This is a genomic window from Streptomyces sp. NPDC096310 (assembly GCF_044763125.1).
GTDB lineage: Bacteria > Actinomycetota > Actinomycetes > Streptomycetales > Streptomycetaceae > Streptomyces.
This window is the reverse complement of record NZ_JBIWFO010000034.1, coordinates 1-25,257: the sequence shown is the minus strand read 5'-3', so window position 1 is coordinate 25,257 and position 25,257 is coordinate 1. Positions and strand designations below refer to the sequence as shown.

22 protein-coding genes are annotated in these 25,257 nt (G+C 72.0%); 11 read left to right on the top strand and 11 right to left on the bottom strand.

What is annotated here, in order from left to right:
• The first annotated feature begins 149 nt into the window (after nucleotides 1–149).
• Nucleotides 150–899, top strand: coding sequence for a hypothetical protein (locus ACIQ7D_RS34735; protein ID WP_403944808.1), 750 nt, complete (start codon nucleotides 150–152; stop codon nucleotides 897–899).
• A gap of 4 nt (nucleotides 900–903) precedes the next feature.
• Here the strand turns inward: ACIQ7D_RS34735 and ACIQ7D_RS34730 are convergent, their stop codons facing one another.
• From ACIQ7D_RS34730 to ACIQ7D_RS34715, 4 genes are all read right to left on the bottom strand, one after another.
• Entirely contained in the window at nucleotides 904–1,614 is a 711-nt protein-coding gene (locus ACIQ7D_RS34730; protein ID WP_403944754.1) for a hypothetical protein, read from the bottom strand.
• Entirely contained in the window at nucleotides 1,611–3,440 is a 1,830-nt protein-coding gene (locus ACIQ7D_RS34725; protein WP_403944752.1) for a phosphatidylglycerol lysyltransferase domain-containing protein, read from the bottom strand. The genes ACIQ7D_RS34730 and ACIQ7D_RS34725 overlap by 4 nt, the downstream gene beginning before the upstream one ends.
• A 76-nt stretch (nucleotides 3,441–3,516) precedes the next feature.
• Nucleotides 3,517–4,635, bottom strand: a complete 1,119-nt coding sequence (gene cobT, locus ACIQ7D_RS34720) for a nicotinate-nucleotide--dimethylbenzimidazole phosphoribosyltransferase (protein ID WP_403944749.1) — start codon at nucleotides 4,633–4,635, stop codon at nucleotides 3,517–3,519.
• 221 nt (nucleotides 4,636–4,856) lie between these two features.
• Nucleotides 4,857–6,074, bottom strand: coding sequence for a bifunctional adenosylcobinamide kinase/adenosylcobinamide-phosphate guanylyltransferase (locus tag ACIQ7D_RS34715; RefSeq protein WP_403944746.1), 1,218 nt, complete (start codon nucleotides 6,072–6,074; stop codon nucleotides 4,857–4,859).
• 94 nt (nucleotides 6,075–6,168) lie between these two features.
• Here ACIQ7D_RS34715 and ACIQ7D_RS34710 point away from each other — a divergent pair, with 94 nt between their 5' ends.
• On the top strand, nucleotides 6,169–6,378 hold the full coding sequence (locus ACIQ7D_RS34710; RefSeq protein WP_403944745.1) for a hypothetical protein: 210 nt from the start codon (nucleotides 6,169–6,171) through the stop codon (nucleotides 6,376–6,378).
• 91 nt (nucleotides 6,379–6,469) lie between these two features.
• Here the strand turns inward: ACIQ7D_RS34710 and ACIQ7D_RS34705 are convergent, their stop codons facing one another.
• From ACIQ7D_RS34705 to ACIQ7D_RS34690, 4 genes are all read right to left on the bottom strand, one after another.
• Entirely contained in the window at nucleotides 6,470–7,582 is a 1,113-nt protein-coding gene (locus ACIQ7D_RS34705) for a S1C family serine protease (protein WP_403944744.1), read from the bottom strand.
• Nucleotides 7,583–7,672: 90 nt separating this feature from the next.
• Entirely contained in the window at nucleotides 7,673–9,412 is a 1,740-nt protein-coding gene (locus ACIQ7D_RS34700) for an ABC transporter ATP-binding protein (RefSeq protein ID WP_403944806.1), read from the bottom strand.
• Between the two features lie 144 nt (nucleotides 9,413–9,556).
• Complete coding sequence (locus tag ACIQ7D_RS34695) at nucleotides 9,557–10,282, bottom strand: class I SAM-dependent methyltransferase (RefSeq protein WP_403944741.1); 726 nt, start codon at nucleotides 10,280–10,282, stop codon at nucleotides 9,557–9,559.
• 68 nt (nucleotides 10,283–10,350) lie between these two features.
• A complete protein-coding gene (locus tag ACIQ7D_RS34690) occupies nucleotides 10,351–10,944 on the bottom strand; it encodes a DUF3043 domain-containing protein (protein WP_384920766.1) in 594 nt (197 codons plus the stop codon).
• 271 nt (nucleotides 10,945–11,215) lie between these two features.
• Here ACIQ7D_RS34690 and ACIQ7D_RS34685 point away from each other — a divergent pair, with 271 nt between their 5' ends.
• From ACIQ7D_RS34685 to ACIQ7D_RS34655, 7 genes are all read left to right on the top strand, one after another.
• Nucleotides 11,216–12,004 (top strand): PspA/IM30 family protein, encoded by a 789-nt coding sequence (locus ACIQ7D_RS34685; protein ID WP_403944740.1) that lies wholly within the window; start codon nucleotides 11,216–11,218, stop codon nucleotides 12,002–12,004.
• A 9-nt stretch (nucleotides 12,005–12,013) separates the two neighbouring features.
• Nucleotides 12,014–12,298, top strand: coding sequence for a hypothetical protein (locus tag ACIQ7D_RS34680; protein ID WP_385003811.1), 285 nt, complete (start codon nucleotides 12,014–12,016; stop codon nucleotides 12,296–12,298).
• Between the two features lie 236 nt (nucleotides 12,299–12,534).
• Nucleotides 12,535–12,783 carry an SCO4226 family nickel-binding protein gene (locus ACIQ7D_RS34675; protein WP_403944738.1) on the top strand — a complete coding sequence of 83 codons (249 nt, stop codon included), beginning with the start codon at nucleotides 12,535–12,537 and terminating at the stop codon, nucleotides 12,781–12,783.
• Nucleotides 12,784–12,840: 57 nt separating this feature from the next.
• Complete coding sequence (locus tag ACIQ7D_RS34670; protein WP_403944735.1) at nucleotides 12,841–14,094, top strand: sensor histidine kinase; 1,254 nt, start codon at nucleotides 12,841–12,843, stop codon at nucleotides 14,092–14,094.
• Nucleotides 14,091–14,780, top strand: coding sequence for a response regulator (locus ACIQ7D_RS34665; protein ID WP_403944733.1), 690 nt, complete (start codon nucleotides 14,091–14,093; stop codon nucleotides 14,778–14,780). The genes ACIQ7D_RS34670 and ACIQ7D_RS34665 overlap by 4 nt, the downstream gene beginning before the upstream one ends.
• Before the next feature lie 191 nt (nucleotides 14,781–14,971).
• Complete coding sequence (locus ACIQ7D_RS34660; RefSeq protein ID WP_403944732.1) at nucleotides 14,972–18,148, top strand: efflux RND transporter permease subunit; 3,177 nt, start codon at nucleotides 14,972–14,974, stop codon at nucleotides 18,146–18,148.
• Between the two features lie 215 nt (nucleotides 18,149–18,363).
• Nucleotides 18,364–18,885, top strand: coding sequence for a hypothetical protein (locus ACIQ7D_RS34655; RefSeq protein ID WP_403944731.1), 522 nt, complete (start codon nucleotides 18,364–18,366; stop codon nucleotides 18,883–18,885).
• Between the two features lie 34 nt (nucleotides 18,886–18,919).
• Here ACIQ7D_RS34655 and ACIQ7D_RS34650 read toward each other — a convergent pair whose 3' ends face one another.
• Both ACIQ7D_RS34650 and nadA read right to left on the bottom strand, forming a co-directional pair.
• Nucleotides 18,920–20,101 (bottom strand): multidrug effflux MFS transporter, encoded by a 1,182-nt coding sequence (locus tag ACIQ7D_RS34650; protein ID WP_403944729.1) that lies wholly within the window; start codon nucleotides 20,099–20,101, stop codon nucleotides 18,920–18,922.
• Nucleotides 20,102–20,402: 301 nt separating this feature from the next.
• Nucleotides 20,403–21,611: a quinolinate synthase NadA gene (gene nadA, locus ACIQ7D_RS34645; protein ID WP_403944727.1), complete on the bottom strand. Its 1,209-nt coding sequence runs from the start codon at nucleotides 21,609–21,611 to the stop codon at nucleotides 20,403–20,405.
• Between the two features lie 235 nt (nucleotides 21,612–21,846).
• On the opposite strand from nadA, the gene ACIQ7D_RS34640 reads away from it, so the two are divergent.
• A complete protein-coding gene (locus ACIQ7D_RS34640; RefSeq protein ID WP_329826308.1) occupies nucleotides 21,847–22,203 on the top strand; it encodes an iron-sulfur cluster assembly accessory protein in 357 nt (118 codons plus the stop codon).
• 95 nt (nucleotides 22,204–22,298) lie between these two features.
• On the opposite strand, the gene ACIQ7D_RS34635 is transcribed toward ACIQ7D_RS34640, so the two are convergent.
• Nucleotides 22,299–23,915 (bottom strand): hypothetical protein, encoded by a 1,617-nt coding sequence (locus ACIQ7D_RS34635; RefSeq protein WP_403944724.1) that lies wholly within the window; start codon nucleotides 23,913–23,915, stop codon nucleotides 22,299–22,301.
• Between the two features lie 271 nt (nucleotides 23,916–24,186).
• On the opposite strand from ACIQ7D_RS34635, the gene ACIQ7D_RS34630 reads away from it, so the two are divergent.
• A complete protein-coding gene (locus tag ACIQ7D_RS34630) occupies nucleotides 24,187–25,161 on the top strand; it encodes a carbohydrate kinase family protein (RefSeq protein WP_403944722.1) in 975 nt (324 codons plus the stop codon).
• The last annotated feature ends 96 nt before the right edge of the window (nucleotides 25,162–25,257 follow it).

Sequence of the window (25,257 nt, the reverse complement as noted above, 5' to 3'; positions counted from 1 at the left end):
TAGCCGGACCACGGCGGCACCCCGGGGGCGGGCGGGCGGAGCCGGAAGGCGCCGGGGTCACGGCAGCCGCACCACGAAAGGCGCCGAACCGCCCAAAGGGTGGTGAAGTGGCTGAATTGCGCGTACGCGGCTATCCGGGAGCAGGTGGCATGGGGCACTGGTTCCAGCAGAACATCACCGAGCCGGGCAAGCTCCCCACCCTGCTCGCCCTCGCCTCCTTCGTCCTCACCTTCCTGCTGACGCGTACGGTCACCCGGCTCATCCGGGCCGGGAAGGGCCCGTTCCGGAACATCACGCCCGGCGGTGTCCACCTCCACCATGTGGTGCCCGGTGTGATCCTCACCGTGATCGGCGGCTTCGGCGCCGTCGGCAGCGGACGCCACGGCGTGACCGCCTGCGTCTGCGCGGTGGTCTTCGGCGTCGGCGCGGGGCTCGTCCTCGACGAGTTCGCGCTGATCGTCCACCTCCACGACGTCTACTGGAGCGAACAGGGCCGCCGGAGCGTGGAAGTGGTCGTCCTCGCCGCCGCGCTCGCGCTGCTCGTCCTCAGCGGGTTCTCACCGTTCGGCGTCAACGCCCTCACCCCCGACCAGCAGCAGAACCGCGGCTCCGCGATCCTCACGATCCTGGTCAACTTCGTCTTCGTGCTCGTCACGCTCTTCAAGGGCAAGCTCCGGATGACCCTCATCGGCACGCTCGTGCCCTTCGTCGCGCTCATCGGCGCGATCCGCCTCGCGAGGCCGGGATCGCCGTACGCCCGCCGCTTCTACCGCCGCCGCCCCAAGGCACGGGCCAGGGCGGAACTGCGCGCGTGCCGCCGCGACCGGCGCTGGGCGGGCCCCCGCCGCCGCGTCCAGGACTGGATCGGCGGCACCCCGGACCGGCCCGAAAGACCCTGAAACCTCACCGGGGCCGCCGTCCGTGCAACCGCCGCACGCCGCGCCGCCGCCACTCCAGGGCGCCGGTCAGCGCCAGCACCGCCGCCGTCGCCGCCAGATGCTCCCGGCCCGCCAGATTGTCCTTGACCAGGCACTCCCCGATCAGTACCAGGAGCAGCGCCCCGGCCGTCCACCAGGCCCGGTAGCGCCAGCACAGGAACAGCGCGAGCCCCACCACCGCCGCCGACGGGCCCGTGTCGACGATCTCCGCGTCCGACGCGGGCAGCCCGGGGAAGACCCGCGGCCCGAGCGCGATACCGATCCGCGCGTACAGCGTCCCGGCCAGCGTCGCCACGTACGCGATCACCAGGGTCCGCCACCGGCCCAGACAGATCTCCGCCACCCCGAACACCAGCAGGATCTGCGCCAGCGCGCCCCACACCGGCAGGTCCAGCGCCGGCACGAACAGCGACAGCGGCGTACGGAGCAGAGCCGCCCCGAGCGGATCCTCGGCCCGTACCGCACCGAGGTCCATCACCGGCCGGTACCCCCACGACCGGTTCTGCACGATCTGGAGCAGCGCCGTCAGCGCCACCGCCGCCAGCGTCATCGGGACGGCCCGCGCCCGCCGCTTGGACAGCGTGATCCGCACCGTCGTCAGCAGCGGCGCCCACTCCCGGCGGGCGAACCGGCGCAACCGGGTACGGAGCGCCGCCCCCCTCGCCCCACCTGTCACCGGCGGCTCTCCAGCCGTCGGCGATGCAGCCACCCGGGCAGCCCGGGCGCCTCCAGGAACCCCTCGGCGCGGCCCGCCGCGAGCCCGATGCGCAGCAGGTCCGCGCTCTTCTCGAAGAGCAGGAAGCGCGGCTCCCAGATCGGCCGGTACTTGGCGTTGGCGCGGTACAGCGACTCGATCTGCCACCACCGGGAGAAGAAGCTGAGCAGCGAACGCCACAGCCGTAGCACGGGCCCCGCCCCCAGTTTCGCGCCCCGCTCGAAGACGGACCGGAACATCGCGAAGTTCAGCGAGACCTGCGCGATCCCGATCTCGCCCGACCGCTGGAGGAGTTCGATCACCATGAACTCCATCAGACCGTTCTCGCCGTCCCGGTCACGGCGCATCAGGTCGAGCGAGAGGCCGTTCGGACCCCACGGCACGAAGCTCAGCACCGCCCGCAACGCGCCGTCCCTGTCCAGGCATTCGAGCATCACGCACCGCCCGTCGCCCGGATCGCCCAGCCGCCCCAGCGCCATCGAGAAACCCCGCTCGGTGGCACCGTCACGCCAGTCGTCCGCACGCCGCAGCAGCCCGGCCATCTCCTCGGCGGGGATGTCCTCATGACGCCGGATCCGGACCCGGTAACCGGCCCGCGCGACCCGGTTGTACGCCTGCCGCACCGTCCGCATCGCCCGCCCCTCCAGCGCGGCGGCCTTCCCCGCCGGACGCCCCGCGAGCGCCCAGTCCGCGGTCTCCACCAGCGCCTCGTCGCCCAGCTCCAGCGCGTCCAGGCCATGCCGGGCGTAGATCGTTCCGGCCTCCTCGCTCGCCCCCATCACCGCCGGGATCCAGCCGTGCTCCCGCGCCTGCGCCAGCCACGGTGTGATCGCCCCCGGCCATGCCTCCGGATCCCCGATCGGATCCCCGGACGCCAGCGACACCCCGCCCACCACGCGGTACGCGACGGCGGCCTTCCCCGTCGGCGACCACATCACGCTCTTCTCGCGGCGCAGCGCGAAATACCCCAGCGAGTCCCGCTCGCCGTACCGGTCGAGCAGCACCCGCAGCCGCGCCTCGTCCTCCACCGTCAGCGGATCCACCGCGCGCCGCGCGCGGAACGCCGCGTACACCACCGCGAACAGCAGCAGCGTCGAGAGGACGTTGATGACGACATCCACCCAGCCCGGTGTGGCGATCCCCGGAAACCGCGCGTCGTCCGCCGCCAGCGAGACCAGCCGCATCGTGCCGTACCGCCACCGCTCCGGGAACGACGAGCCGCCGTGCCCCGTGTTCGTGACGGTCACCAGCAGCGCCGCCAGCAGCGAGGCCGCCGCCAGCCCGCCCACCGCCACCACCGCGGCCAGCCGCGGATTGGCCCGGTCACCCCTGGCGTAGAACTCGCGGCGCCCCAGCAGCAGCGCCCCGACGAACGAGGCCGTCAGCCCCAGCGAGACCCAGTTCTGCGCGTAGTGCCGGATCTCCGCGAACGTCATCGCGAACGAGAACAGCAGCAGGAAGAGCCCCGAGACGACCAGATTGAGAATCCACGCCGCCCGCTTGCGGCGGCGCATCGTGATCGCCAGGAAGAGCGTGAAGACCCCGGACGCGAACCCCGCCGTCAGCAGGTACGGGGTGAAGTAGTTGTCGACGTTGTGCCGGCGCAGATCCTGGCCGAGCGAGACCCACACCGCGCTCAGGAAGTTGATGAAGGTGACGGTCCGCAGATACCAGACGGCATACGCGGCGGCCCGCAGCGAACGGACCGTGCCCCGGCCCGGGGTGTCCCGCGGATCCGGGGCGCTCGCCCGGGTCGATCGGTCGGCAAGCACGTGGACTTCTCCCATGAAACGCGATCATATGGGGCATCGCGCTCCATGCCGGGTGATGCGGCGGCCCGTCCCGGCCGCCGCATCCGATGCCCTACTCCGTCGTGGTCACCCCGTCGGACCCGGCGACGCCACCGGCGTCCCCGGCCACCTCCGCGGCCTCGGGTTCCGGCCTCTCCGGCAACTCCGCCGCGAGGGCGGCGGCCGCCTGGACAAGGGGAAGCGCGAGCAGCGCCCCGGAACCCTCCCCCACAGTGACGCCCTGGTCGAGCAGCGGGTTGAGCGCCATCCTGTCCAGCGCCTTCGCCTGCGCCGGCTCCCCGCTCAACTGGCCCGCGAGCCACCAGTCAGGAGCCCGGAACGCCGCCCGCTGCCCCACGAGCGCACACGCCGCCGACACCACACCGTCCAGGATCACCGGCATCCGGCGCACCGCACTCTGCAACAGGAACCCCGTCATCGCCGCCAGATCCGCGCCGCCCACCGCCGCCAGCAGCTCCACCTGATCGCCGAGCACCGGCCGCGCCCGGCGCAGCGCGTCCCGCACCGCCGCGCACTTGCGCATCCACGCCAGATCGTCGATCCCCGCGCCGCCCCGCCCCGTCACCACGGACGCGTCCGTCCCGCACAGCGCCGCGATCAGGGTGGCCGCCGCCGTCGTACCACCCACACTGAGATCGCCGAGCACCACCAGATCCGTCCCCGAATCCGCCTCCTCGTCCGCGATCGCCATCCCGAGCCGTACGGCACGCTCCGCCTCGTCCGCCGTCAGCGCGTCCTCGACATCGATCCGCCCGCTGCCGCGCCGCACCCGATGACGTACGACCTCCTCCGGCAGCAGCGCCGGATCGCAGTCGAGACCGGCGTCCACGACCCGAACCGACACCCCCGCCCGGCGGGCCAGCACAGCCACCGGGCTCGCCCCGTCCAGCACCGCCCGCACCAGCACATGCGCACTGCCCGCGGGCCGGCCCGACACATCGAGAGCGGCGACACCGTGATCCCCGGCGAACAGCACCACCCGCGGCCGCTCCACCGCCCGCACCGGAACGGACCCCTGCGCGGCCGAGAGCCACTCACCCAACTCGTCGAGGCGCCCGAGCGCCCCGGGTGCCACGACCAGCCGCTCCCGGCGATCCTCGGCGTCACGCCGGGTACCGCTGTCGGGGCGCTCGATCAGATCGGAGAAGTCATCGAGACTAAGCGAACTCATCCGGCGACACTACATTTTTGAAGGCTCGGTTCGCCTCCGGGGCGCTTCATGCCGCTGTCGACGGTCGACCGTGCTCGGTTCGCTCGTTCCTCACGAACCTGCGCGCGCTCTCCCTTTCGACAGCGGCGCGCCCCTTCGGCCCACTCGCCGGCCAGGCGGGGAGGCGGGCGGAGGACTCGGTACCGCGGCAAGGTGACCGCACCGGTTGTCCGGCCCCGGGGTCAGCGCAGGGTGACCGCTTGTCCGGCGACCACCAGGAGCACCTGCTCGCACTCCTGCGCCACCGCCGCGTTCAGCCGGCCCAGTTCGTCGCGGAAGCGGCGTCCCGTTCGGGTGGCCGGGACCACCCCCGCGCCCACCTCGTTCGTCACCGCCACCACCGTGCGCCGCGTCGCCCTGACCGCCGCGACCAGGTGGGCCGTCCGCTCGCGCAGCGTCTTCTCGCCGCCCGACGACCACGCCGCGTCGTCCCACGCGTTCACCCGGTCCATCGCGTCCGTCAGCCACAGCGACAGGCAGTCGATCAGCAGCGGCGGGCCCTCGGCCTCCAGCAGCGGGACCAGGTCGCAGGTCTCCGCCGTGCGCCAGGAGCCGGGGCGGCGCTCGCGGTGGGTGCGGACGCGCTCCTCCCACTCCGTGTCGCCGCCCCGGGTGCCGCCCGTCGCCACGTACAGCACCCCGGGGAACGCCGTCAGCCTGCGCTCCGCCTCCCAGGACTTGCCCGAGCGCGCCCCGCCCGTCACCAGCGTGCGCCGCGGCACCTCGGGTACGGGGTGGTACGCGCCCACCGTCAGCGTCGTCCCGTCGGGGACCGCCCGCGCGCCCGCCGCCGCCAGCCGCCGTACCAGCTCAGGGCCCGGTGGCACGTCATGGTCGAGATGGACGGCGACGACATCCGTGTCCGGGCCGATCGAACCGGCCGCGCGCAGCCGCGCCACCGCGTCGGGCCGTCCGACGACATCGGCGGCGACCATGTCGTACGGTGCGGACGCGGCCTGCGTACGGCCGTTGCCCGCGGTCACCCCGGCCGGCGCGCCGCCCGGCGGGAGATGGAGCAGCCGCTCGCCGCCGGGGCCCGTCACCTCGTACCCCGTGCCCGGCGCGTCCATCGCCACCGCCCGTACCCGGTGGCCGCTGAGCATCGTCAGCACCCGGCCGTCCGCTACCCGTCCCGCCGACGGCAGCCCCGCGGGCAGCTCCACGGCCGGGCCGTCGTGCGGATGGGTGAGCAGGACCTGCCGTACCCCCGCCAGGGAGTGGCCCGCGCGCGCCGCGGCGAGCGCGGCACCCGGGGTCAGGTCCAGCAGCAGCACACCGTCCACCAGGAGAGCGGTCGCGGCGCGGGCCCACGGGCCGCGGGCGGTCGCGCAGGCGGCGCAGGGGCAGTGGGGTCGGGGGAGACCGGTGGGGGCACCGGTGCCGAGCAGAGTCAGTTCCACAGGGATGATCCTGCCGCGTCAGCGCGTACGGTGCGCGCCCGGCTACGCTGCGGGCAGGTAGATCGATCAGTTCCGCGGGAGCCGGGAGGCGCACATGGCGTGGATGTGGCGGTTCGAGAAGGCCGACGGGACGGAGGTCCCGCCGGCCGTGGAGCCGGAGGAGTTCACGACGCAGGGGGACGCCGAGTCATGGGTCGGTGAGGTCTGGAGAGAACTTCTGGACGGAGGCGCGGACCAGGTGTCGCTGTTCGAGGACGGCAACAAGATCTACGGTCCGATGAGTCTCCAGGCCGAGCCGAGCTGACCCGTACGCCGGTGAGCCGGTGAGCCGGTGAGCCGGTGAGCCGACGGGCCGTACCCGCGCGTGACCTCGCGCGGGTACGGCCCGGTACGTGTCACATCTCGCCGAGCGTGACCTCCACGGTCTTCGTCGCGCCGCCCCGGGTGAAGGTAACCTTCACCCGCTGCCCCGGCTTGTCCGCCGCGAGGACCTCGGAGAGCGAGGCGATCGTCGTCACCCGTACCCCGCCGACCTTGGTGATGATGTCCCCGGCCGCGATCCCCGCGCCCGCCGCCGCGCCGCCCTTCCGCGCGGTGACGACCGCGACGCCCGCCGGCTGGAAGTCGGGGCCGACGACCGTACGCCCGGTGATGCCGAGCGCGGCCCGGCCCGAGTCGACGACCCGGCCGTGCTTGATGATCTGGTCGGCGACCGTCTTGACCATCGACACGGGGATCGCGAAGCCGATCCCCGGCGCGGTGCCGTTGTTCAGCTCCGGATCCGTCGCGGCCAGGGTCGGGATGCCAATCACCTGGCTGTCCAGATTGACCAGCGCGCCGCCGCTGTTGCCCGGGTTGATCGCCGCCGACGTCTGCACCATGTTGGCGATGGTGGCCCCCGTACCGCCGCCCGCCCCGCCCTCGCTGACGGTCCTCCCGACCGCCGAGACGATGCCCTGGGTGACGCTGCTCGACAGCCCGAGCGGGGAGCCCATCGCGAGCACGATCTGACCGACCGCCACCTTCGCGGAGTCGCCGAACGTCGCGGCCCTCAGCCCGCGCGGGACCGTGTCCAGCTTGATGACGGCGAGGTCCTGCTCGGGGAAGCTGGAGACCAGTTCCGCACGGAGCGGCTGCTCGCTGTTGGCGACGGTCACCGTGAAGCTCCGGCGGCTGCCGACCACATGGGCGTTGGTGACGATATGGCCCTGCCCGTCGTAGACGACGCCCGAGCCCAGGCTGTTCCCGGCCTCGATCTGGACGACCGACGGCAGGACGTTCCTGATCACGGTCTCGTAGTCGCTCTGGAGGTCGTTCCCGGAGCGCTGGGTGAGCGGCGCGGGCTGTGCGGAGTGCGCGGCCCGCGCCGGCTGCCGGTCGGCGACCTGTGCCGTGCCGGCCGGGGAACAGCCGGCGGCCAGGGCGACCGCGCAGAGCGCGGCGGTCAGGGACAGCGGCAGCCGGTACGCGGGGCGGCGACGGCGGCGAGAGGGGAGGGAAGCGTCCATGCCGGGATTATCCCGTTTGTCCGCCTGTTCGGCTCGCGCTGCGCCGCCGCCGTCCGCTCGGCGCGAGCCGGACAGGCGGGCGGCGGCGGCTCAGCGGGCCGCCGCCAGGAACTGCGTCGCCGCCAGCTCCCCGTACAGCGGATCGTTCGCCACCAGCTCCTCGTGCGTCCCCACCGCACGCACCCGCCCCGCGTCCATCACCACGATCCGGTCCGCGAGCGTCACCGTCGACAGCCGGTGCGCCACCACCAGCACCGTCACCTCCCGCGCCGCCTCCGCCACCACATCGCGCAGCGCCAGCTCGTTGACCGCGTCGAGCTGCGACGTCGCCTCGTCCAGGAGCAGCAGCCGCGGCCGGCGCAGCAGCGCCCGCGCGATCGCCACCCGCTGGCGCTCACCGCCCGACAGCTTCGAACCGCGGTGACCCACCAGCGTCTCCAGACCGTCCGGCAGCCGGTCGACGAGCTCGTCCAGCCTCGCCCGTACGAGCACCTCCCGGATGCTCTCCTCGGAGGCGTCCGGCGCGGCGAAGACCAGGTTCTCGCGGAGCGTCCCCGCCAGCACGGGCGCGTCCTGCTCGACATAGCCGATCGCGGCGCGCAGCTCCGTCAGCGGCCACTCCCGTACGTCCCGGCCGTCCACCAGCACCCGGCCGCCGGTCGCCTCGTAGAACCGCTCCACCATCCCGAAGACGGTGGTCTTGCCCGCGCCGGACGGGCCGACGAAGGCGGTCATCCCCGGCCCCGGCACCTCGAAGGAGACCCCGTGATGGACATACGGAAGGTCCTCGCGGTACCGGAAGGTGACGTCCTCGAAGACCACGGACGCGGGCCCGGTGGCCGTCGCGGGCCCGGCCGCGGCCGAAGGCTCCAGCGTCTCCGTGCCCAGCCGCTCCGCCTCCACGATCCGCGCCACCGCCGCCGACCCCACCTGGTACTGCGTCACCGCTCCCACCAGCTTCGAGACCGGGTCGATCAGATAGAACAGGAAGAGCAGGAACGCCACCAGCGTCGATACGGAGATGGCCCCCGAGGCCACCCGCGCCCCGCCGATCCCCAGCACCGCCAGGAACGACACCTGCACGGCGAGACCGACCGAGGACCCGGCCACCGACTGCCACTTCGCCGCCCTGACCCCGTGCAGCCACGCCTCCTGGGCCGCCGCCCCCACCACGGCGGTCTCCCGCTCCTCGGCGCCCGAGGCCTTGACCGTACGGAACGCCCCGAAGGCCCGCTCCAGCACCGTCGAGATATGGCCCACGGCCTCCTGCGAGCGCTTCGTCGCCCGCGAGATCCGCGGCATCACCAGCGCGACCGCGCCGCCGATCACCACGATCACCCCCAGCGTGACCCCGAGCAGCACCGGGTCCAGCCAGCCCATCAGCGCGATCGTCGCCACGAACGCCAGCCCGCCGGTGGCGGCCGAGACGATCGACTGGGTCGTCACCGCGCGCAGCAGCGTGGTGTCCGAGGTGATCCGGGACATCAGATCGCCCGGCTGGGTCCGCTCCACCTCGGGGAGCCGCAGCCGCAGCAGCCGGCCTATCAGGGAGCGGCGCGCGGCCAGCACGACGGACTCGGCGGTCCGCTCCAGCAGATACGAGCCGACCGCCTCGATCGCCGTACCGAACACCACCAGCGCCGTCAGCACCAGCAGGATGCCGGTGATCGACGCGTCACCGCCGAGCCGGTCCACCAGCTCCCGCGCCGCGAGCGGCTGCGCCAGCCCGCTCGCCGCCCCCAGCAGCGCGAGGAACGCGCCGAGGGCGACGGTCCTGCGATGCGGCCGGAAGTGCCGGTAGAGCGCCTGCCAGGTCTCCCGGGCCGGCAACGGGGGTGTCACGGCTCTGTCGCTCTTGATCTTCTTGTCCTTCTCGGCGCCGCTCGCGGGGCTCACTGTCGTCACTCCGGTGAGGACGCGGTGACGGCCCGATCACCTGAGACGGTCATGGCGAAGTCCCGTCCGGCGGGCACCTCAGCCGCGTACACCGCACAGGTGCAGCAGCGCGGCCATCCCGCGGTACGGGTCCGTGCGCCCCGCCCGGTCCTCCGCCGCCAGCAGCCGCTCCAGCGCGTCACCGGCGGGCGGCGGCGCGTCGTCGGCCGCCCCGTCCGTGAAGACCCGTACGCCGTACCAGACGTGCAGCGGCGCGGCGATCCCCGCCAGCGTCGCCGTCAGCGCCTCCAGCCGGTCCGCCCGTACGCGCAGGCCCAGCCGGTTCGTGTACGTGTCCGCGTCGAAGGCGTCCAGCGCGGCCGCCCAGTCGCCCGCCACGCCGGGCCGCATCGCCAGGCTGTTCCCGTTCCGTACCAGCAGCGACAGCAGCCCGCCCGGGGCCAGCATCCTGGCCAGCCCGGCGAGCAGCGCGTCCGGTTCGTTCACGTACATCAGCACACCGTGGCACAGGACGACGTCGAAGCTGCCGGGCAGGAAGTGCACCCCGGTCTCCAGGCCGTCGCCCTCGATCAGCCTGACCCGCTCACGTATCCCCGCCGGCTCCGTGGCCAGCGCCTCACGCGCCGCGGCCAGCATCCCGGCGTCCGACTCCAGCCCCGTCACGGTGTGCCCGCCGCGTGCCAGCCGCAGGGCCTGCGTGCCCTGGCCCATGCCCACGTCGAGCACCCGCAGCCGCCGACCGACCGGGAAACGCCCGGCTATCTGCTCGTCGAGCTGGCGGGCGACCAGCTCCTGACGGACCACGTTGCGCAGCCCCCCGAGCCCGGCGAGCCAGCTCGCCGAACCGCCCGCGAAGCCGGAGACCTCAGCGCTCAGGGCCGCTCTCCACGCTTGACCTGCGGCTTGGGCAGCCGCAGCCGGCGCATCTGGAGCGTACGCATCAGGCCGTAGGCCACGGCGCCGCGCTTGGGGGTGTCGGGGAAGCGCTCGGCGAGCTGCTTCTTCAGCCGCAGCCAGATACCGATCGAGTCGACGACGATCATCACGATCACACCGAGCCACAGCAGCAGCGCGATGTTCTGGAGCGAGCCGACCCGGACCATGCTCAGCACGAGGATCACCACCGCGAGCGGCAGGAAGAACTCGGCGACGCAGAAGCGCGAGTCGACGTAGTCACGGACGAAGCGGCGCACCGGCCCCTTGTCACGGACCGGCAGATAGCGCTCGTCACCGTTGGCCAGTGCCTCGCGCTGCCGGGCCAGATCCACGCGGCGCGCCTCGCGCTGCTGCTTCATGGCCGACTTGCGGTCGGTCGGCGTGGTGCTGGCACGCCGACGCTGCGACTGTGCCTCACTGCGCTTGGGGGTCGGGCGGCCCTTCGGGGCCTGCGGGTCGCGGGGCGTGGAGAGGTCCGCCGTCACCTTGGTGGCGGTGGCCTTCTCTTCCTTCGAGCGGCTTCGGAACACAAAGCCCAAGGGTACGGGGTGTCGCGGTTCGACCCCACCCCGGTGGGGAACGATCCCGCAACGGCGTGCGTCTGTACTGGGACAGACCAGACTTTGCGCCGGTATCCCCGATGGTCATCTACTCCTTGCGCCTGAGAGCGGGGCGGAGCAGTCGTCCTTGGGGAGGAGCGCATCGGAGCTGGAACAGTGCGGTAATAGAGGCAGGGCCCGTACTGTGGGTTCTGTTGGAGTGCTGGAGTCGTAGTCCGTCAGAAGGGGGCGCGCGAAGCCCATGAGCGGTGTCATGAAGCGTATGGGGATGATCTTCCGCGCGAAAGCCAACAAGGCCCTTGACCGGGCCGAGGATCCGCGCGAGACCCTTGACTACTCGTATCAGAAGCAGCTCGAACTGCTGCAGAAGGTACGCCGCGGCGTCGCCGACGTCGCGACGTCCCGCAAGCGCCTGGAACTGCAGCTCAACCAGTTGCAGGGCCAGTCGAGCAAGCTGGAGGACCAGGGCCGCAAGGCGCTGGCGCTCGGCCGGGAGGACCTGGCCCGCGAAGCCCTGTCCCGCCGCGCCTCGCTCCAGCAGCAGGTCACCGACCTGGAGACGCAGCACCAGACCCTCCAGGGCGAGGAGGAGAAGCTGACCCTCGCCGCGCAGCGCCTCCAGGCCAAGGTCGACGCCTTCCGTACGAAGAAGGAGACGATCAAGGCCACCTACACCGCCGCCCAGGCGCAGACCCGGATCGGCGAGGCCTTCTCCGGCATCTCCGAGGAGATGGGCGACGTCGGCATGGCGATCCAGCGCGCCGAGGACAAGACCGCCCAGCTCCAGGCGCGCGCGGGCGCCATCGACGAGCTGCTGGCCTCCGGTGCCCTGGACGACCACTCCGGGCTCGCCAAGGACGACATCGCGACGGAACTGGACCGCATCTCCGGCGGCTCGGACGTCGAGCTGGAGCTCCAGCGCATGAAGGCCGAACTGGCCGGCGGCTCCCCCCAGAAGCAGGCGATCGAGGGCGGCACCGGCGACACTCAGGACGCGCCTCCCAGCCAGCACAAATTCGACAAGCAGTAGGGATTCGTCATGATCGTACGGATCATGGGGGAGGGCCAGGTGAAGCTGGCGGACAGCCACTTCACCGAGCTCGACAAGCTGGACGACGAACTGCTGGCCGAGGTCAGGAGCAGCGATGAGGACGGCTTCCGCCGCACCTTCCACGCGCTGCTGGCCAAAGTGCGCGAACTGGGCGAACCGCTCCCCGCCGACGCGCTCGAACCGTCCGAACTGATCCTGCCGTCACCGGACGCCACGCTGGAGGAGGTCAGGGCGCTCCTGAACGACGACGGCCTGATTCCCGCTTCTTTCTGAAGGGCTCGGTTCGCCTCCGGAGTGCGTGCTGTTCATCAGCGGTCTCCGGCCGCGGGCGGCGGTGAGGTTGCCCTGCTGACCGGCGGCGGTGCGGGGAGACCGTCCTCGCCCGCGGTCCGGGGCCGTTCTGCGGCATGGTGCTCTCCGGCGCACCATGGAAGGCGGGGGCGGGGACCCGACGGACAGGGGACCCGACGGACACAAGGGGGGCCCGGTCAGTGGGAGGTACGAGTCCGATGGGCACGTTCATGGACATCCACCACGGCATGCAGGACATCACCGGTGACCAGCTCCGGGAGGCCCACAACGCCGACCTCGCCGTCGAGAGCCAGGAGAACGTCCACTTCCGGCACGCCTGGGCCGACCCGGCCTCCGGCGATGTCTTCTGTCTCTCCGAGGCACCCTCGGCCGAGGCGGTGCAGCGCGTCCACGAGCGCGCCGGCCACCGGGCGGACGAGGTCCACCCCATACCGTTCGCCGTGTGAGACCACTCTCCCCCGGCGGGCACCGGGAGCCCGGCGCGCACCGTACCGTTGGCTGACGTGACCTCTCTCGGCAGCGCCTTCGCACGTACGCGCGGCTGGGCGCGCACGCATCCGCTCGCCGCCGATGGTGTGCTAGCCGCGGGGGCCCTGGTCTGCATGGTCCTCGGCTCGTTCGCCGGGCCGCATCGCGGGGACGGCGTTCCCTCCTTCGAGGCGCGTACCCCGACCACCCTCAGCCTGGTGCTCGTGGTGCTCGGCGCGGGCACGCTGGTCTTCCGGCGCCGTGCGCCCATGCTCGTCCTGCTGGGTGCCGGTGTGCTGACCATGATCGAGCTGACCACCACCCGGCCGCCCGCCACGGTCTTCATGTGTGCCGTGCTGGCGCTCTACACCGTCGCCGCCCGCACCGACCGCCCCACCACCTGGCGCGTCGGGTTCGCCACCATGAGTGTCCTCACCGCGGTGGCGATGGGGCTCGGGCCAGGGCCCTGGTATTCGCAGGAGAACCTGGGGATCCTCGCCTGGACGGGGATGGCGGGGGCCGCGGGCGACGCCGTGCGCAGCCGCCGCGCCTTCGTCGACGCCATCCGGGAACGCGCCGAGCGTGCCGAGCGCACCCGGGAGGAGGAGGCCCGCCGCCGGGTCGCCGAGGAGCGGCTGCGGATCGCCCGGGATCTGCACGATGTCGTCGCCCACCACATCGCGCTGGTCAATGTGCAGGCGGGCGTCGCCTCCCACGTCATGGACAGGCGGCCCGACCAGGCGAAGGAAGCCCTCGGCCATGTACGGGAAGCCAGCCGCTCCGCACTGAACGAGCTGCGCGCCACCGTCGGCCTGCTCAGACAGTCCGGCGATCCGGCGGCCCCCACGGAGCCCGCCCCGGCGCTCGCCCAGCTCGACGGGCTGCTCGACACGTTCCGCCACGCGGGCCTGCCCGTGGAGTTCGCGGCGAACGGCGCGGTGACCCCCGGGCGCGAGCTGCCCGCCGCCGTCGATCTCGCCGCGTACCGGATCATCCAGGAGGCCCTGACCAATGTGCGCAAGCACGCGGGCGGGGGAGCGAAGGCCGAGGTCAGCGTCGTACGGGTGGGCCCCACCGTGGAGATCACCGTCCTGGACAACGGTACGGGCTCCGCCGCCGCCGGCGACCCACCGGCGACGGACACCCACAGCGGCGGCCACGGCCTCGTCGGGATGCGCGAGCGCGTCACCGCCCTCGGCGGCACGCTCGCCTCGGGACCCCGCTACGGCGGCGGCTTCCGGGTCCAGGCGATACTGCCGGTCATGAACCGTACGGGAGACAACGCGTGACGATCCGGGTGCTGCTCGCCGACGACCAGGCCCTGCTGCGCAGCGCGTTCCGCGTGCTGGTCGCCTCCGAGCCCGACATGGAGGTCGTCGGTGAGGCCGCCGACGGCGGGCAGGCCGTCGCCCTCGCCCGCGCCCTGCGCCCCGACGTCGTCCTCATGGACATCCGGATGCCCGGTACGGACGGCCTCGCCGCCACCCGTACGATCAGCGCCGATCCGGAGCTGGCCGGCGTGTATGTCGTCATGCTGACCACCTTCGAGGTCGACGAGTACGTGGTGCAGTCGCTGCGCGCCGGGGCCTCCGGCTTCCTCGGCAAGGGCGCCGAGCCCGACGAACTGCTCAACGCCATCCGGATCGCCGCCGCGGGCGACGCCCTGCTGTCGCCCACCGCGACCAAAGGGCTGATCACCACCTTCCTCGCGCAGAGCGCCGGACAGCCGGAGGGCCAGGAGACGGTGGCCCGCCACCGGGAGCGGCTGGCGGCGCTCACGGTGCGCGAGCGGGAGGTGCTGGTCCTTGTCGCGGGAGGCCACTCCAACGACGAGATCGGGGAGCGCCTGGAAGTCAGTCCGCTGACTGTCAAGACCCATGTGAACCGTGCGATGGCGAAACTCGGCGCCCGGGACCGTGCCCAACTCGTCGTCATCGCCTACGAATCGGGCCTTGTACGTCCAAGGGTGGAGTAGGACACCGGGTCCGACTACTCCAGGCGCGGTATGCGGCGCATAAGGAAAGGCACCTTGGGGCGACGGATCCGGCTCTCGAATGGTTGATCGTATGGAGAGGGCCGTTGCCGTCCTCCGTCGGAGGCGCAGGCCGTGCCGCACGGCCGGACCGCACCGCCCGCCTGCCGCGTACACCACAGAAGAGAGACCCCATGTCCTGGCTGGCAAAATTCAGCCTCGCGCAAAGGGCCCTGATAGGGCTGATGTCTATCGTCGCGCTGCTCTTCGGAGCGATCGCGATACCGCAGCTCAAGCAGCAACTGCTGCCCTCCATCGAACTCCCGATGGTCTCGGTGCTCGCTCCCTACCAGGGCGCCTCCCCGGATGTGGTCGAGAAGCAGGTTGTCGAACCGCTTGAGAACTCCATCAAGACCGTCGACGGCATCAAGACCGTCACCTCCACCGCCAGCGAGGGCAACGCCGTCGTCATGGCGAGCTTCGACTTCGGCGACAGCGGTACGAAGCAGCTCGTCGCGGATGTCCAGCAGGCCGTGAACCGCGCCAGGGCGCAGCTCCCGGCCACGGTCGACCCGCAGGTCATCGCCGGCTCGACGGACGACATCCCGACCGTCGTCCTCGCCGTCACCTCCGACAAGGACCAGCAGGCGCTCGCCGACCAGCTCGACCGCTCCGTCGTCCCGGCCCTCCAGGACATCGAGGGCACCGGCCAGGTCACCGTCGACGGCGTCAGGGACCTCCAGGTCTCCGTCACGCCCGACGACCGGAAGCTCGCCGCGGCCGGTCTCAACGCCATGTCGCTCTCCGAGGCCCTCAAGGCGGGCGGCGCGACGATGCCGGCGGGCTCCTTCACCGAGGACGGCAAGAGCCGTACGGTGCAGGTCGGCGGCGGCTACACCTCCCTCAAGCAGATCGAGGACCTGCGGATCGCGCCCGCGGCGGGCGGAGTCGGCGGCCCCGCCGGAGCCGGTGCGGGTACGGCACCGTCCCCCGTACGCCTCGGTGACATCGCCGAGGTCGAGCAGACCCGGTCCGCCGCGACCGCGCTGACCCGTACGAACGGCAAGCCCAGCCTCGCGGTCAACGTCACGATGGACAAGGACGGCAGCGCCGTCGCCATCTCGGACGCGGTCGAGGAGAAGCTGCCCGACCTCCGCAAGGACCTCGGCTCAGGCGCCACCCTCACCGTCGTCAGCGACCAGGGCCCCGAGGTCTCCAAGTCCATCTCGGGCCTGACCACCGAGGGCGCGCTCGGCCTGCTCTTCGCGGTCCTGGTGATCCTGGTCTTCCTCGCCTCGCTGCGCTCCACCATCGTCACCGCGGTCTCCATCCCGCTCTCGATCGTCCTCGCGCTGATCGTGCTGTGGACCCGTGACCTGTCGCTCAACATGCTCACCCTCGGCGCGCTGACCATCGCGATCGGCCGTGTCGTCGACGACTCGATCGTCGTCCTGGAGAACATCAAGCGGCACCTCGGCTACGGCGAGGAGCGCGAGAAGGCGATCCTCTCCGCGGTCCGTGAGGTCGCGGGCGCGGTCACCGCCTCCACGCTCACCACCGTCGCGGTGTTCCTGCCGATCGGTCTCGTGGGTGGCATGGTCGGCGAGCTGTTCAGCTCGTTCTCGCTCACCGTGTCGGCGGCCCTGATCGCCTCGCTGATCGTCTCGCTCACCGTGGTCCCGGTGCTCTCGTACTGGTTCCTCAAGCCGCCGAAGGACGTCCTCGGGGTCGACCCCGAGGAGGCGCGCCGGCTGGCGGAGGAGAAGGAGACCAGCAGCAGGCTCCAGCGGCTGTACGTCCCGGTCCTGCGGTTCGCGACCCGGCGCCGGGTCGCCAGCCTGGGCATCGCGGTCGTCGTCCTGCTCGCCACCTTCGGCATGGCGCCGCTGCTCAAGACCAACTTCTTCGACCAGGGCGAGCAGGAAGTCCTCTCCATCAAGCAGGAGCTGGCGGCCGGCACCAGCCTGGAGTCGGCGGACGCCGCGGCGAAGAAGGTCGAGAAGGTCCTCGCCGACACGGACGAGGTCAAGGACTACCAGGTCACCGTCGGTTCGTCCGGCTTCATGGCGGCCTTCGGCGGCGGTACGGGCTCCAACCAGGCGTCGTACCAGGTGACTCTGAAGGACGCGGCGGCGTCCGAACGGACCACGAAGCACCTGGAGAAGGAGCTGGCCAAGCTCGACGGCATCGGCACCACCACGATCGGCGCGGGCGGTGGCTTCGGCGACCAGAACCTGAGCGTCGTCGTCAAGGCGTCCGAGGCGGACACGCTCAACAAGGCGGCGGAGCAGGTACGGGACGCGGTCGCCGGTCTCGACGATGTCACCGATGTCGAGAGCGACCTGGCGCAGAGCATCCCCCGTATCTCGGTCAAGGCCAACTCCAAGGCCGCGGGCGCCGGTTTCAACGACGCCACGCTCGGTGCGGCCGTCGGCCAGGCGGTACGCGGCACCCCGTCCGGCACGGCGATGCTGGACGACAGTGAGCGCGATGTCGTCGTCACCTCCGACAAGCCCGCCACGACGATCGCGGAGCTGAAGAACCTGCCGCTCGGCCCGGTGAAGCTCGGCCAGATCGCCGATGTCGCGCTGGTGCCGGGACCGGTCTCGATGACCCGGATCGACGGCGCGCGCGCCGCGACGATCACCGCCAGGCCGGTCGGTGACAACACCGGCGCGGTCAGCACCGAACTCCAGACGAAGATCAACGCCCTGGACCTGCCCGAGGGAGCCACGGCCACCATCGGCGGCGTCTCGGCGGACCAGGACGACGCGTTCATGCAGCTCGCCCTGGCCATGCTCGCGGCCATCGCGATCGTGTTCATGGTCCTGGTCGCGACCTTCCGGTCGCTGGTCCAGCCGCTGATCCTGCTGGTCTCCGTCCCGTTCGCGGCCACGGGCGCGATCGGGCTGCTGCTCGTGACGGGCACGCCGCTGGGCATCCCGGCGATGATCGGCATGCTGATGCTGATCGGCATCGTGGTGACCAACGCGATCGTCCTGATCGACCTGATCAACCAGTACCGCGCCCAGGGCCTGGGCGTCGTGGAGGCAGTCGTCGAGGGTGGCCGCCACCGGCTCCGCCCGATCCTGATGACGGCGCTGGCCACGATCTTCGCGCTGGTCCCGATGGCCCTCGGGGTCACGGGCGAGGGCGGCTTCATCGGCCAGCCGCTCGCCGTGGTCGTGATCGGCGGTCTGCTGTCGTCGACGCTGCTGACGCTGCTGCTGGTGCCGACGCTGTACGCGATGGTGGAACTCCGCAAGGAGCGCCGTGCGAAGAAGAAGGCGGCGAAGAGGTCCACGACCGAGAACCCGCCCGCCGCGACGGACGCGGACGCGGAGCAGACCCCGGAGCCGGCGAACGCCTGACCCCGGTCCCGAGTGCGGTGCAGTGCCCCGGAACGGCCGCGTCCAGCGGCTCGCTCCGGGGCACTGCGCTGAGCCGATGACGGGCGGACTGATCCGGACGTCGCCCCCGATGACGTGCGGTACGGTCGAAGGGGCCGCCGCCCACCGAGGGTGTCAACGCGCCCCGGCGCAGGCGGAGGCAGCCGGAACTGACGGAGCCTCACCGAGGAGGGGCCATGCCCGACGCGTACGAGAGCCCGGCCGGGGAGAGCCCGGCCGACATCGCACGCGCCCGCTACGCACTCTACGTGGAGACGCTCCGGGCCCGGATGCCCACCGAGCAGTTCGACCTGCTCATGGAGATCATCCGTATGTGGGCCGAGGCCGGGGGCGGCACCGTACGGCTCCGGCTGGACGACGCCGAACGGGAGTTGTTCACGCCGGAGGTCCAGCAGGAATTCCTCAACCTGATGGGCCTGATCGGCGCGATGCAGCCCGGTCACGAGGACCGGGCCGACCATGTCGTCGCCCATCTCGGTGACGGCGAGCACACCAAGGGCGCCATGTCCCTGGTCCCGCCCGAGGTGGCCGCCGATCCGGCCAAACTGCGCGCCATGCGGGACAAGTTGGAAGCCCAGCAGAGCAGACGCCGCAGCGATGAACAGACGGTCGAGGGCATCGCCCGTGCGAGTGGAATGTCCCCGGAGGCGGACGGCGCCAAAGGCGACGGCGGCGAGGACGACGACACCGCCCCGTAAGCCCCCTGAGACCGTGGAACCCCCTGAGAGCCCGTCAGCCGCGCGCTCCATGCTGCTCCGCCCTCCGCGCCGCCAGGACCGCCACCCCGCCGCACACCGCCATTCCCACGAACACCGGCACCGCCGACCCCGCCCCGCCCAGACCCGCCAGCGGAGCCACCACCGCGCCCACCGCGCTCTGCGCCGTACCCAACAGGGCCGACCCGGTGCCCGCCGCGTCCGGGACCCGCGCGACCGCCAGCGACGCCGCGTTGGCGAGCACCAGCCCCAGGCCGCCGCAGAACACCGTCACGAGCGGCAGATACGTGGCGAGCGTCAGCGCCCCCGCCCCGGCCGTCGCGAGCAGCGCCAGCGCCGCCGCCCACAGCGCGTGCAGACCGCGACGCAGCAGCCGTTCCGGCGCGACGCGGCCCACCAGTCGCGCCGCCACCGCGCCGGAGAGCGCCAGGACCAGCGCGCCGCCCGAGAAGACCACGGACGAGATGCCGACGCCCAGCCTCAGCACGTTCTGGAGCAGGAACGGCGACCCCGCGACGTAGCAGAACAGCGCGCCGAAGGCGAAGGAGAACGCGAGCGCGTAGCCGGTGTACGCCCGGTCGCCCGCCACCGTGCGCACCGTACGGAGCAACGCCCCGCGCCCGCCCGTGCGGCGCCGCTCCGGCGGCAGGGTCTCCGGTACGGCGACCGCCACGCAGGCCAGGGCCAGCAGCGACACCCCCGCCAGCGCCCAGAACACCCCGCGCCAGCCGACCGCGCCGATCACCGCGCCGCCCACGAGCGGGGCGAGGACCGGCGCGAGACCCGCCAGCGTCATCAGCACCCCCAGCAGCCGCGCCGCCGCCGCGCCGGTCGCGATGTCCGCGACCACGGCCCGCCCGACGACGACGCCCGCCGCCCCGCTGAACCCGGCGGCCAGCCGGAGTGCGATCAGCGGGCCGAGCCCGGGGGAGAGGGCGCAGAGCGCGGTGGCCACGGTGCAGAGCGCCGCGCCCGCGAGCAGCGGGACCCGCCGCCCGTACCGGTCGGAGAGCGGACCGAGCACGAGATGGCCGAGCACCATGCCGACCAGGAACGCGGTGAGCGTGAGCTGCACGCCGGAGGCGTCCGTACGCAGCTCGGCGGCCATCCGGGGAAAGGCCGGCAGATACATGTCGGTGGAGAGCGGACCGACGAAACAGAGCAGGACGAGCGCGGCGGTGAGCCGGTGACGGGGCACGGTGCGACGACCTCTGATGTCCGGAAGGAAAGGCAGGGAAGGAAAGGCAGGGAAGGAAAAGGGGGAAACGGATCCGGGACATGCAGGGGATTGTGTGGAGCGGGACGGGGCGGACCTGGACAAGGCGCGCGTGCTCCGGTCGACCGGCTGCCATGGCGGAGCGGGGGCGTGGCCCCGTAACTCGGAACGCCTGGCCGGTGTGACCGTCACTTTACGGCAGGAAGCGGAACGGGCGGTGTACGGGGAGGAGTCCTCCTTCCCGTACACCGCCCGTCTGTGCCGTCCATGGCCGCGGTACCGCCTACGGCAGCGCCAGCATCCGCTCCAGCGCGAGCTGTGCGAAGTCCGCCGTCTCCTTGTCGACCTGGATGCGGTTGACCTCGTTGCCCTCGGCCAGCGACTCCAGGGTCCAGACCAGGTGCGGCAGGTCGATCCGGTTCATCGTGGAGCAGAAGCAGACCGTACGGTCGAGGAAGACGATCTCCTTGCCCTCCGGGGCGAAACGATTCGCCAGGCGCTGTACGAGGTTCAGCTCCGTACCGATCGCCCACTTCGAGCCGGCCGGGGCCGCCTCCAGCGCCTTGATGATGTACTCCGTGGAGCCGACGTGGTCCGCCGCCGCCACGACCTCGTGCTTGCACTCCGGGTGCACCAGCACGTTCACGCCCGGGATCCGCTCCCGTACGTCACGCACGGAGTCCAGCGAGAAACGCCCGTGCACCGAGCAGTGGCCGCGCCACAGGATCATTTTGGCGTCCCGCAGTTCCTGCCGGGTGAGGCCGCCGTTCGGCTTGTGCGGGTTGTAGAGGACGCAGTCGTCGAGCGACAGCCCCAGGTCGCGCACCGCCGTGTTGCGCCCCAGGTGCTGGTCGGGCAGGAAGAGCACCTGCTCGCCCTGCTCGAAGGCCCAGTTCAGCGCGCGCTCGGCGTTCGAGGATGTGCAGATCGTGCCGCCGTGCTTGCCGGTGAACGCCTTGATGTCCGCCGAGGAGTTCATGTACGAGACGGGCACGACCCGCTCGGCTATGCCCGCGTCGGTCAGCACGTCCCAGCACTCGGCGACCTGCTCCGCCGTCGCCATGTCCGCCATGGAGCAGCCCGCCGCGAGATCCGGCAGGACGACCTTCTGGTCGTCGCCGGTCAGGATGTCCGCGGACTCGGCCATGAAGTGCACACCGCAGAAGACGATGTACTCGGCGGCCGGCCGCGCCGCCGCGTCCTTGGCGAGCTTGAAGGAGTCGCCGGTCACATCGGCGAACTGGATGACCTCGTCGCGCTGGTAGTGGTGGCCGAGGACGAACACCTTCTCCCCGAGCTTCTCCTTCGCCGCGCGGGCGCGCGCCACCAGGTCCGGGTCGGACGGGGAGGGCAGGTCGCCGGGGCACTCCACACCGCGCTCGCTGCGCGGGTCGGCCTCCCTGCCGAGCAGCAGCAGAGCGAGGGGCGTCGGCTGGACGCCGAGATCCTGGACGGGGACGGCGGGATCCTGAACGGGCTGGGCCGTGGTCACGTCACGCACCCTTTCTTCTCGGCAGACGAGCCTTTTCGTCTCATTGACGCTATCTATCATAGCCGCTTCATGTCACGTTGACGATGGCCATAGCGTCGATGTGACGCATTCCGGTGCGGCGTCCGGTGTGCGAGCATGAAGGCAGGGAAAGACACACGCCGGTGCCCGGAATGAATCCGTGGCCGAGCAGGTTGCACTGTCGGCAAGCAGTCCGTACAACCCGGGAGAGAAGCAGATGTCCGTATCGGACGAGACCACCACCGTGAGCGACGGCATCCTCCTGTCCGACGCCGCCGCGGGCAAGGTGAAGGCACTGCTGGACCAGGAAGGCCGGGACGACCTCGCCCTGCGCGTCGCCGTCCAGCCCGGCGGCTGCTCCGGCCTCCGCTACCAGCTGTTCTTCGACGAGCGCTCGCTCGACGGCGATGTCGTCAAGGACTTCGACGGCGTCAAGGTCGTCACGGACCGGATGAGCGCCCCGTACCTGGGCGGCGCCTCGATCGACTTCGTCGACACGATCGAGAAGCAGGGCTTCACGATCGACAACCCGAACGCGACGGGCTCCTGCGCCTGCGGTGACTCCTTCAGCTAGGACCCACAGCCAGGACGCACCGCGACAGCGGTCGCACGCAAGGCGGCGGCGCTCCCCCTCGTGGGAGCGCCGCCGCCGTTTCGCGATACGCGGCCTCAGCGGCGCGCGATCTTCTCGCCCGTCGTGGTGTCCACCACCTGCCGGTCGCCCAGCGGCTTGTCCAGGGTCACCTTGACGGACTGCTCCTTGGCCAGCGCGATGCAGACCCGCTCGGGATCGGGGTCGGTGACGACCAGCCGCACCTTCACCGCCGTGCCGCTCTCGTCCGCCGTCGCCGCGTACGTGCTGCACACGCCGGCCGTGAAGTGCACGGTCAGGGTCCGCCCGGCCGCCTCGTACGACGTGGCGCGCGGCGCCGGGGCCGCGCCCGGGTCGGCCGCGCCGGGGCCACCGGGCAGCTCCTGGTGCGCGGGCGGGGGCTTCGGCGCCGCCTTCTTCAGGAACTTCGGCGCCACGGCGGGGTGCGTGACCGTGTACGGCGCGGAGCCGTCGCCCGGCGCCACCTCGAACAGCCAGGACGGTACGAGCGCCCCGCGCCCGTCCACCGAGCGCACCGCGAGCCCGAAGACCGTCCTGGTGATCTCCACGGACTCCGGGGACTTCACCGGGTCCGTGGCCGCCGCGCCGCTCTTCGGCGCGCACGGGAGAGCGGGCGGTACGTCCTTCCCCGTGGCCGCCGCGTTCTCCTCCAGCGGTACGGGCGTCGCGCAGCCGCCGATCCGCCCGGCGCCGGAACCGGTGCCCGAACCCGCGCCGTCCGCCGCCCTGTTCAGCTCCTTCAGCGCCTCCGCCGCGCTGATCACCGGGTACGCGTCACTCCGCTCCGGGGGCGTGAGCTGACCGTAACCGCCGGTCACCCGGCCGTCGGGGTCCACCTGGACCGCCGTCGACCAGCCGTAGGTGGGCAGCCCGCCGATCACCGGATCCGCGTTGACCACCCGGACCGCGCCCATCAGCCGGCTCGCGTCGATGTCCGCGTCGTCCTGGCGCAGCGCCTTCAGTACCGGCGCCGCTGCCTTCTTCGCCGCCGCCTCGCCGACCGCGCCGTCCTCGCTGCCGGGCGCGAAGGAACCACCGGACGCGCCCGGCCCCGTACCGCCACCGCTCGGGCAGCTCCTGCCCTTGAGGCAGTTGTCGCCGCCCGGCGCCGCGCCGAACCGCGCGAACGTCCACGCCCCCGGCGCCTGCTTGGCGACCCGCAGCAGCGGCCCCGAACCGTCCTTGTCCGTACCGACCTTCCAGGACGTCCCGTCCGACCGGGGCGCGCCATTCATCCCGAACGCCTTCGCCAGCCGGGCCACGTCGGCCGCGGGGACCGTGCCGCTCGTACGGTAGACGCGGGCGGTGTCCGGGCCCGCGGGCAGCTTGCCCGTGGCGCGGTAGACCACCCCGCGCGGGTCCGGTTCGCCGGGCGCGACGCCGGGCGGCGGGGAGTCCGCGGCGCCCGCGCCCGGCTCCGCCGCCGGGGCGTCCAGCGCGAGCGGCGGCGGGTTACCGTCGTCCGCGCCGCCACCGGCCTTGCTGTCGCCGCTGCCACCGCTTCCGCCGCCGGAGCTGCCGAAGGCGCTCGTGGCGAAGTACGCGCCCCCGCCTCCCGCGATCAGGACCGCCGCCGCCACCGCGGCGACGGCGAACGGCGAACGCCTGCCGATTCCGTGCGGGCGGTCAGCGCTGTCGGCTGTGTTCTGTTCGGGCCGCTCCGTGCTGGTCACCGCTGCGCTCCTTCGACTCCGTGTGCGTTGCCCTGGCACCGGTGGGACGGAAGAGGGCGGCAGGCGGTTCCCCGATACGGCCGTCCGGGGCAGGGGCGGGGCAGAAGTTACGCCGTCCGGGGGCAGCGGCCGGATCCGGACATCGAATCGGCCGTTTCTCCGGGCGGTGAGACATTCCTCCGTGTGGTCCGAACTGGGGGCTTAGAGGAGAGTGCGGGGAACCGGTAGCGTGAACTGTCCACCGTTCTCCCTCATCAGGAGCGTTCACGCCGTGCGAATCGCAGTCACCGGCTCCATCGCCACCGACCATCTGATGACCTTCTCCGGCCGTTTCGCGGACCAGCTCGTCGCGGATCAGCTCCACACGGTCTCCCTCTCCTTCCTGGTCGACAACCTTGAAGTACGCAGGGGCGGTGTCGGCGCGAACATCGCCTTCGGCATGGGTCAGCTCGGCACCCGCCCCATCCTCGTCGGCGCGGCCGGCCAGGACTTCGACGAGTACCGTGCCTGGCTCGACCGGCACGGCGTCGACACCGACTCCGTACGGATCTCCGAGGTGCTGCACACCGCGCGCTTCGTCTGTACGACGGACGCCGACCACAACCAGCTCGGCTCCTTCTACGCGGGCGCGATGAGCGAGGCCCGTCAGATCGAGCTGAAGAAGGTCGCCGACCGCGTCGGTGGTCTCGACCTCGTCGTGATCGGCGCCGACGACCCGGAGGGCATGCTCCGGCACACCGAGGAGTGCCGTACGCGCTCCATCCCGTTCGGCGCGGACTTCTCGCAGCAGATCGCCCGCATGGAGGGCGAGGAGATCCGCACCCTCCTCGACGGCGCCACGTACCTCTTCTCCAACGAGTACGAGAAGGGACTCATCGAGGCCAAGACGGGGTGGAGCGACGCCGAGATCCTGTCCCGCGTCGGCCACCGCGTCACGACGCTCGGCAAGAACGGCGTCCGGATCGACCGCGTCGGCGACGAGCCGATCATCGTCGGCTGCCCGGAGGAGGAGACGAAGGCCGACCCGACCGGCGTCGGCGACGCGTTCCGCGCCGGGTTCCTCTCCGGTCTCGTCTGGGGCGTCGGCCTGGAGCGCGCGGCGCAGGTCGGCTGCATGCTCGCGACTCTGGTCATCGAGACGGTCGGCACCCAGGAGTACACCCTGGCCAGGACCCGCTTCATGGAGCGCTTCACCAAGGCGTACGGCCACGACGCGGCGGCAGAGGTCCGGGCCCACCTGGCCTAGTCGCAATACCGGTGTTTTAGGGCTTCGTCCGTGGGGTTGGGGCTGTTTTGGTGGGCTTGACGAGGGTGACGACGGGGCTGTCCGGGCGAGGCGGGT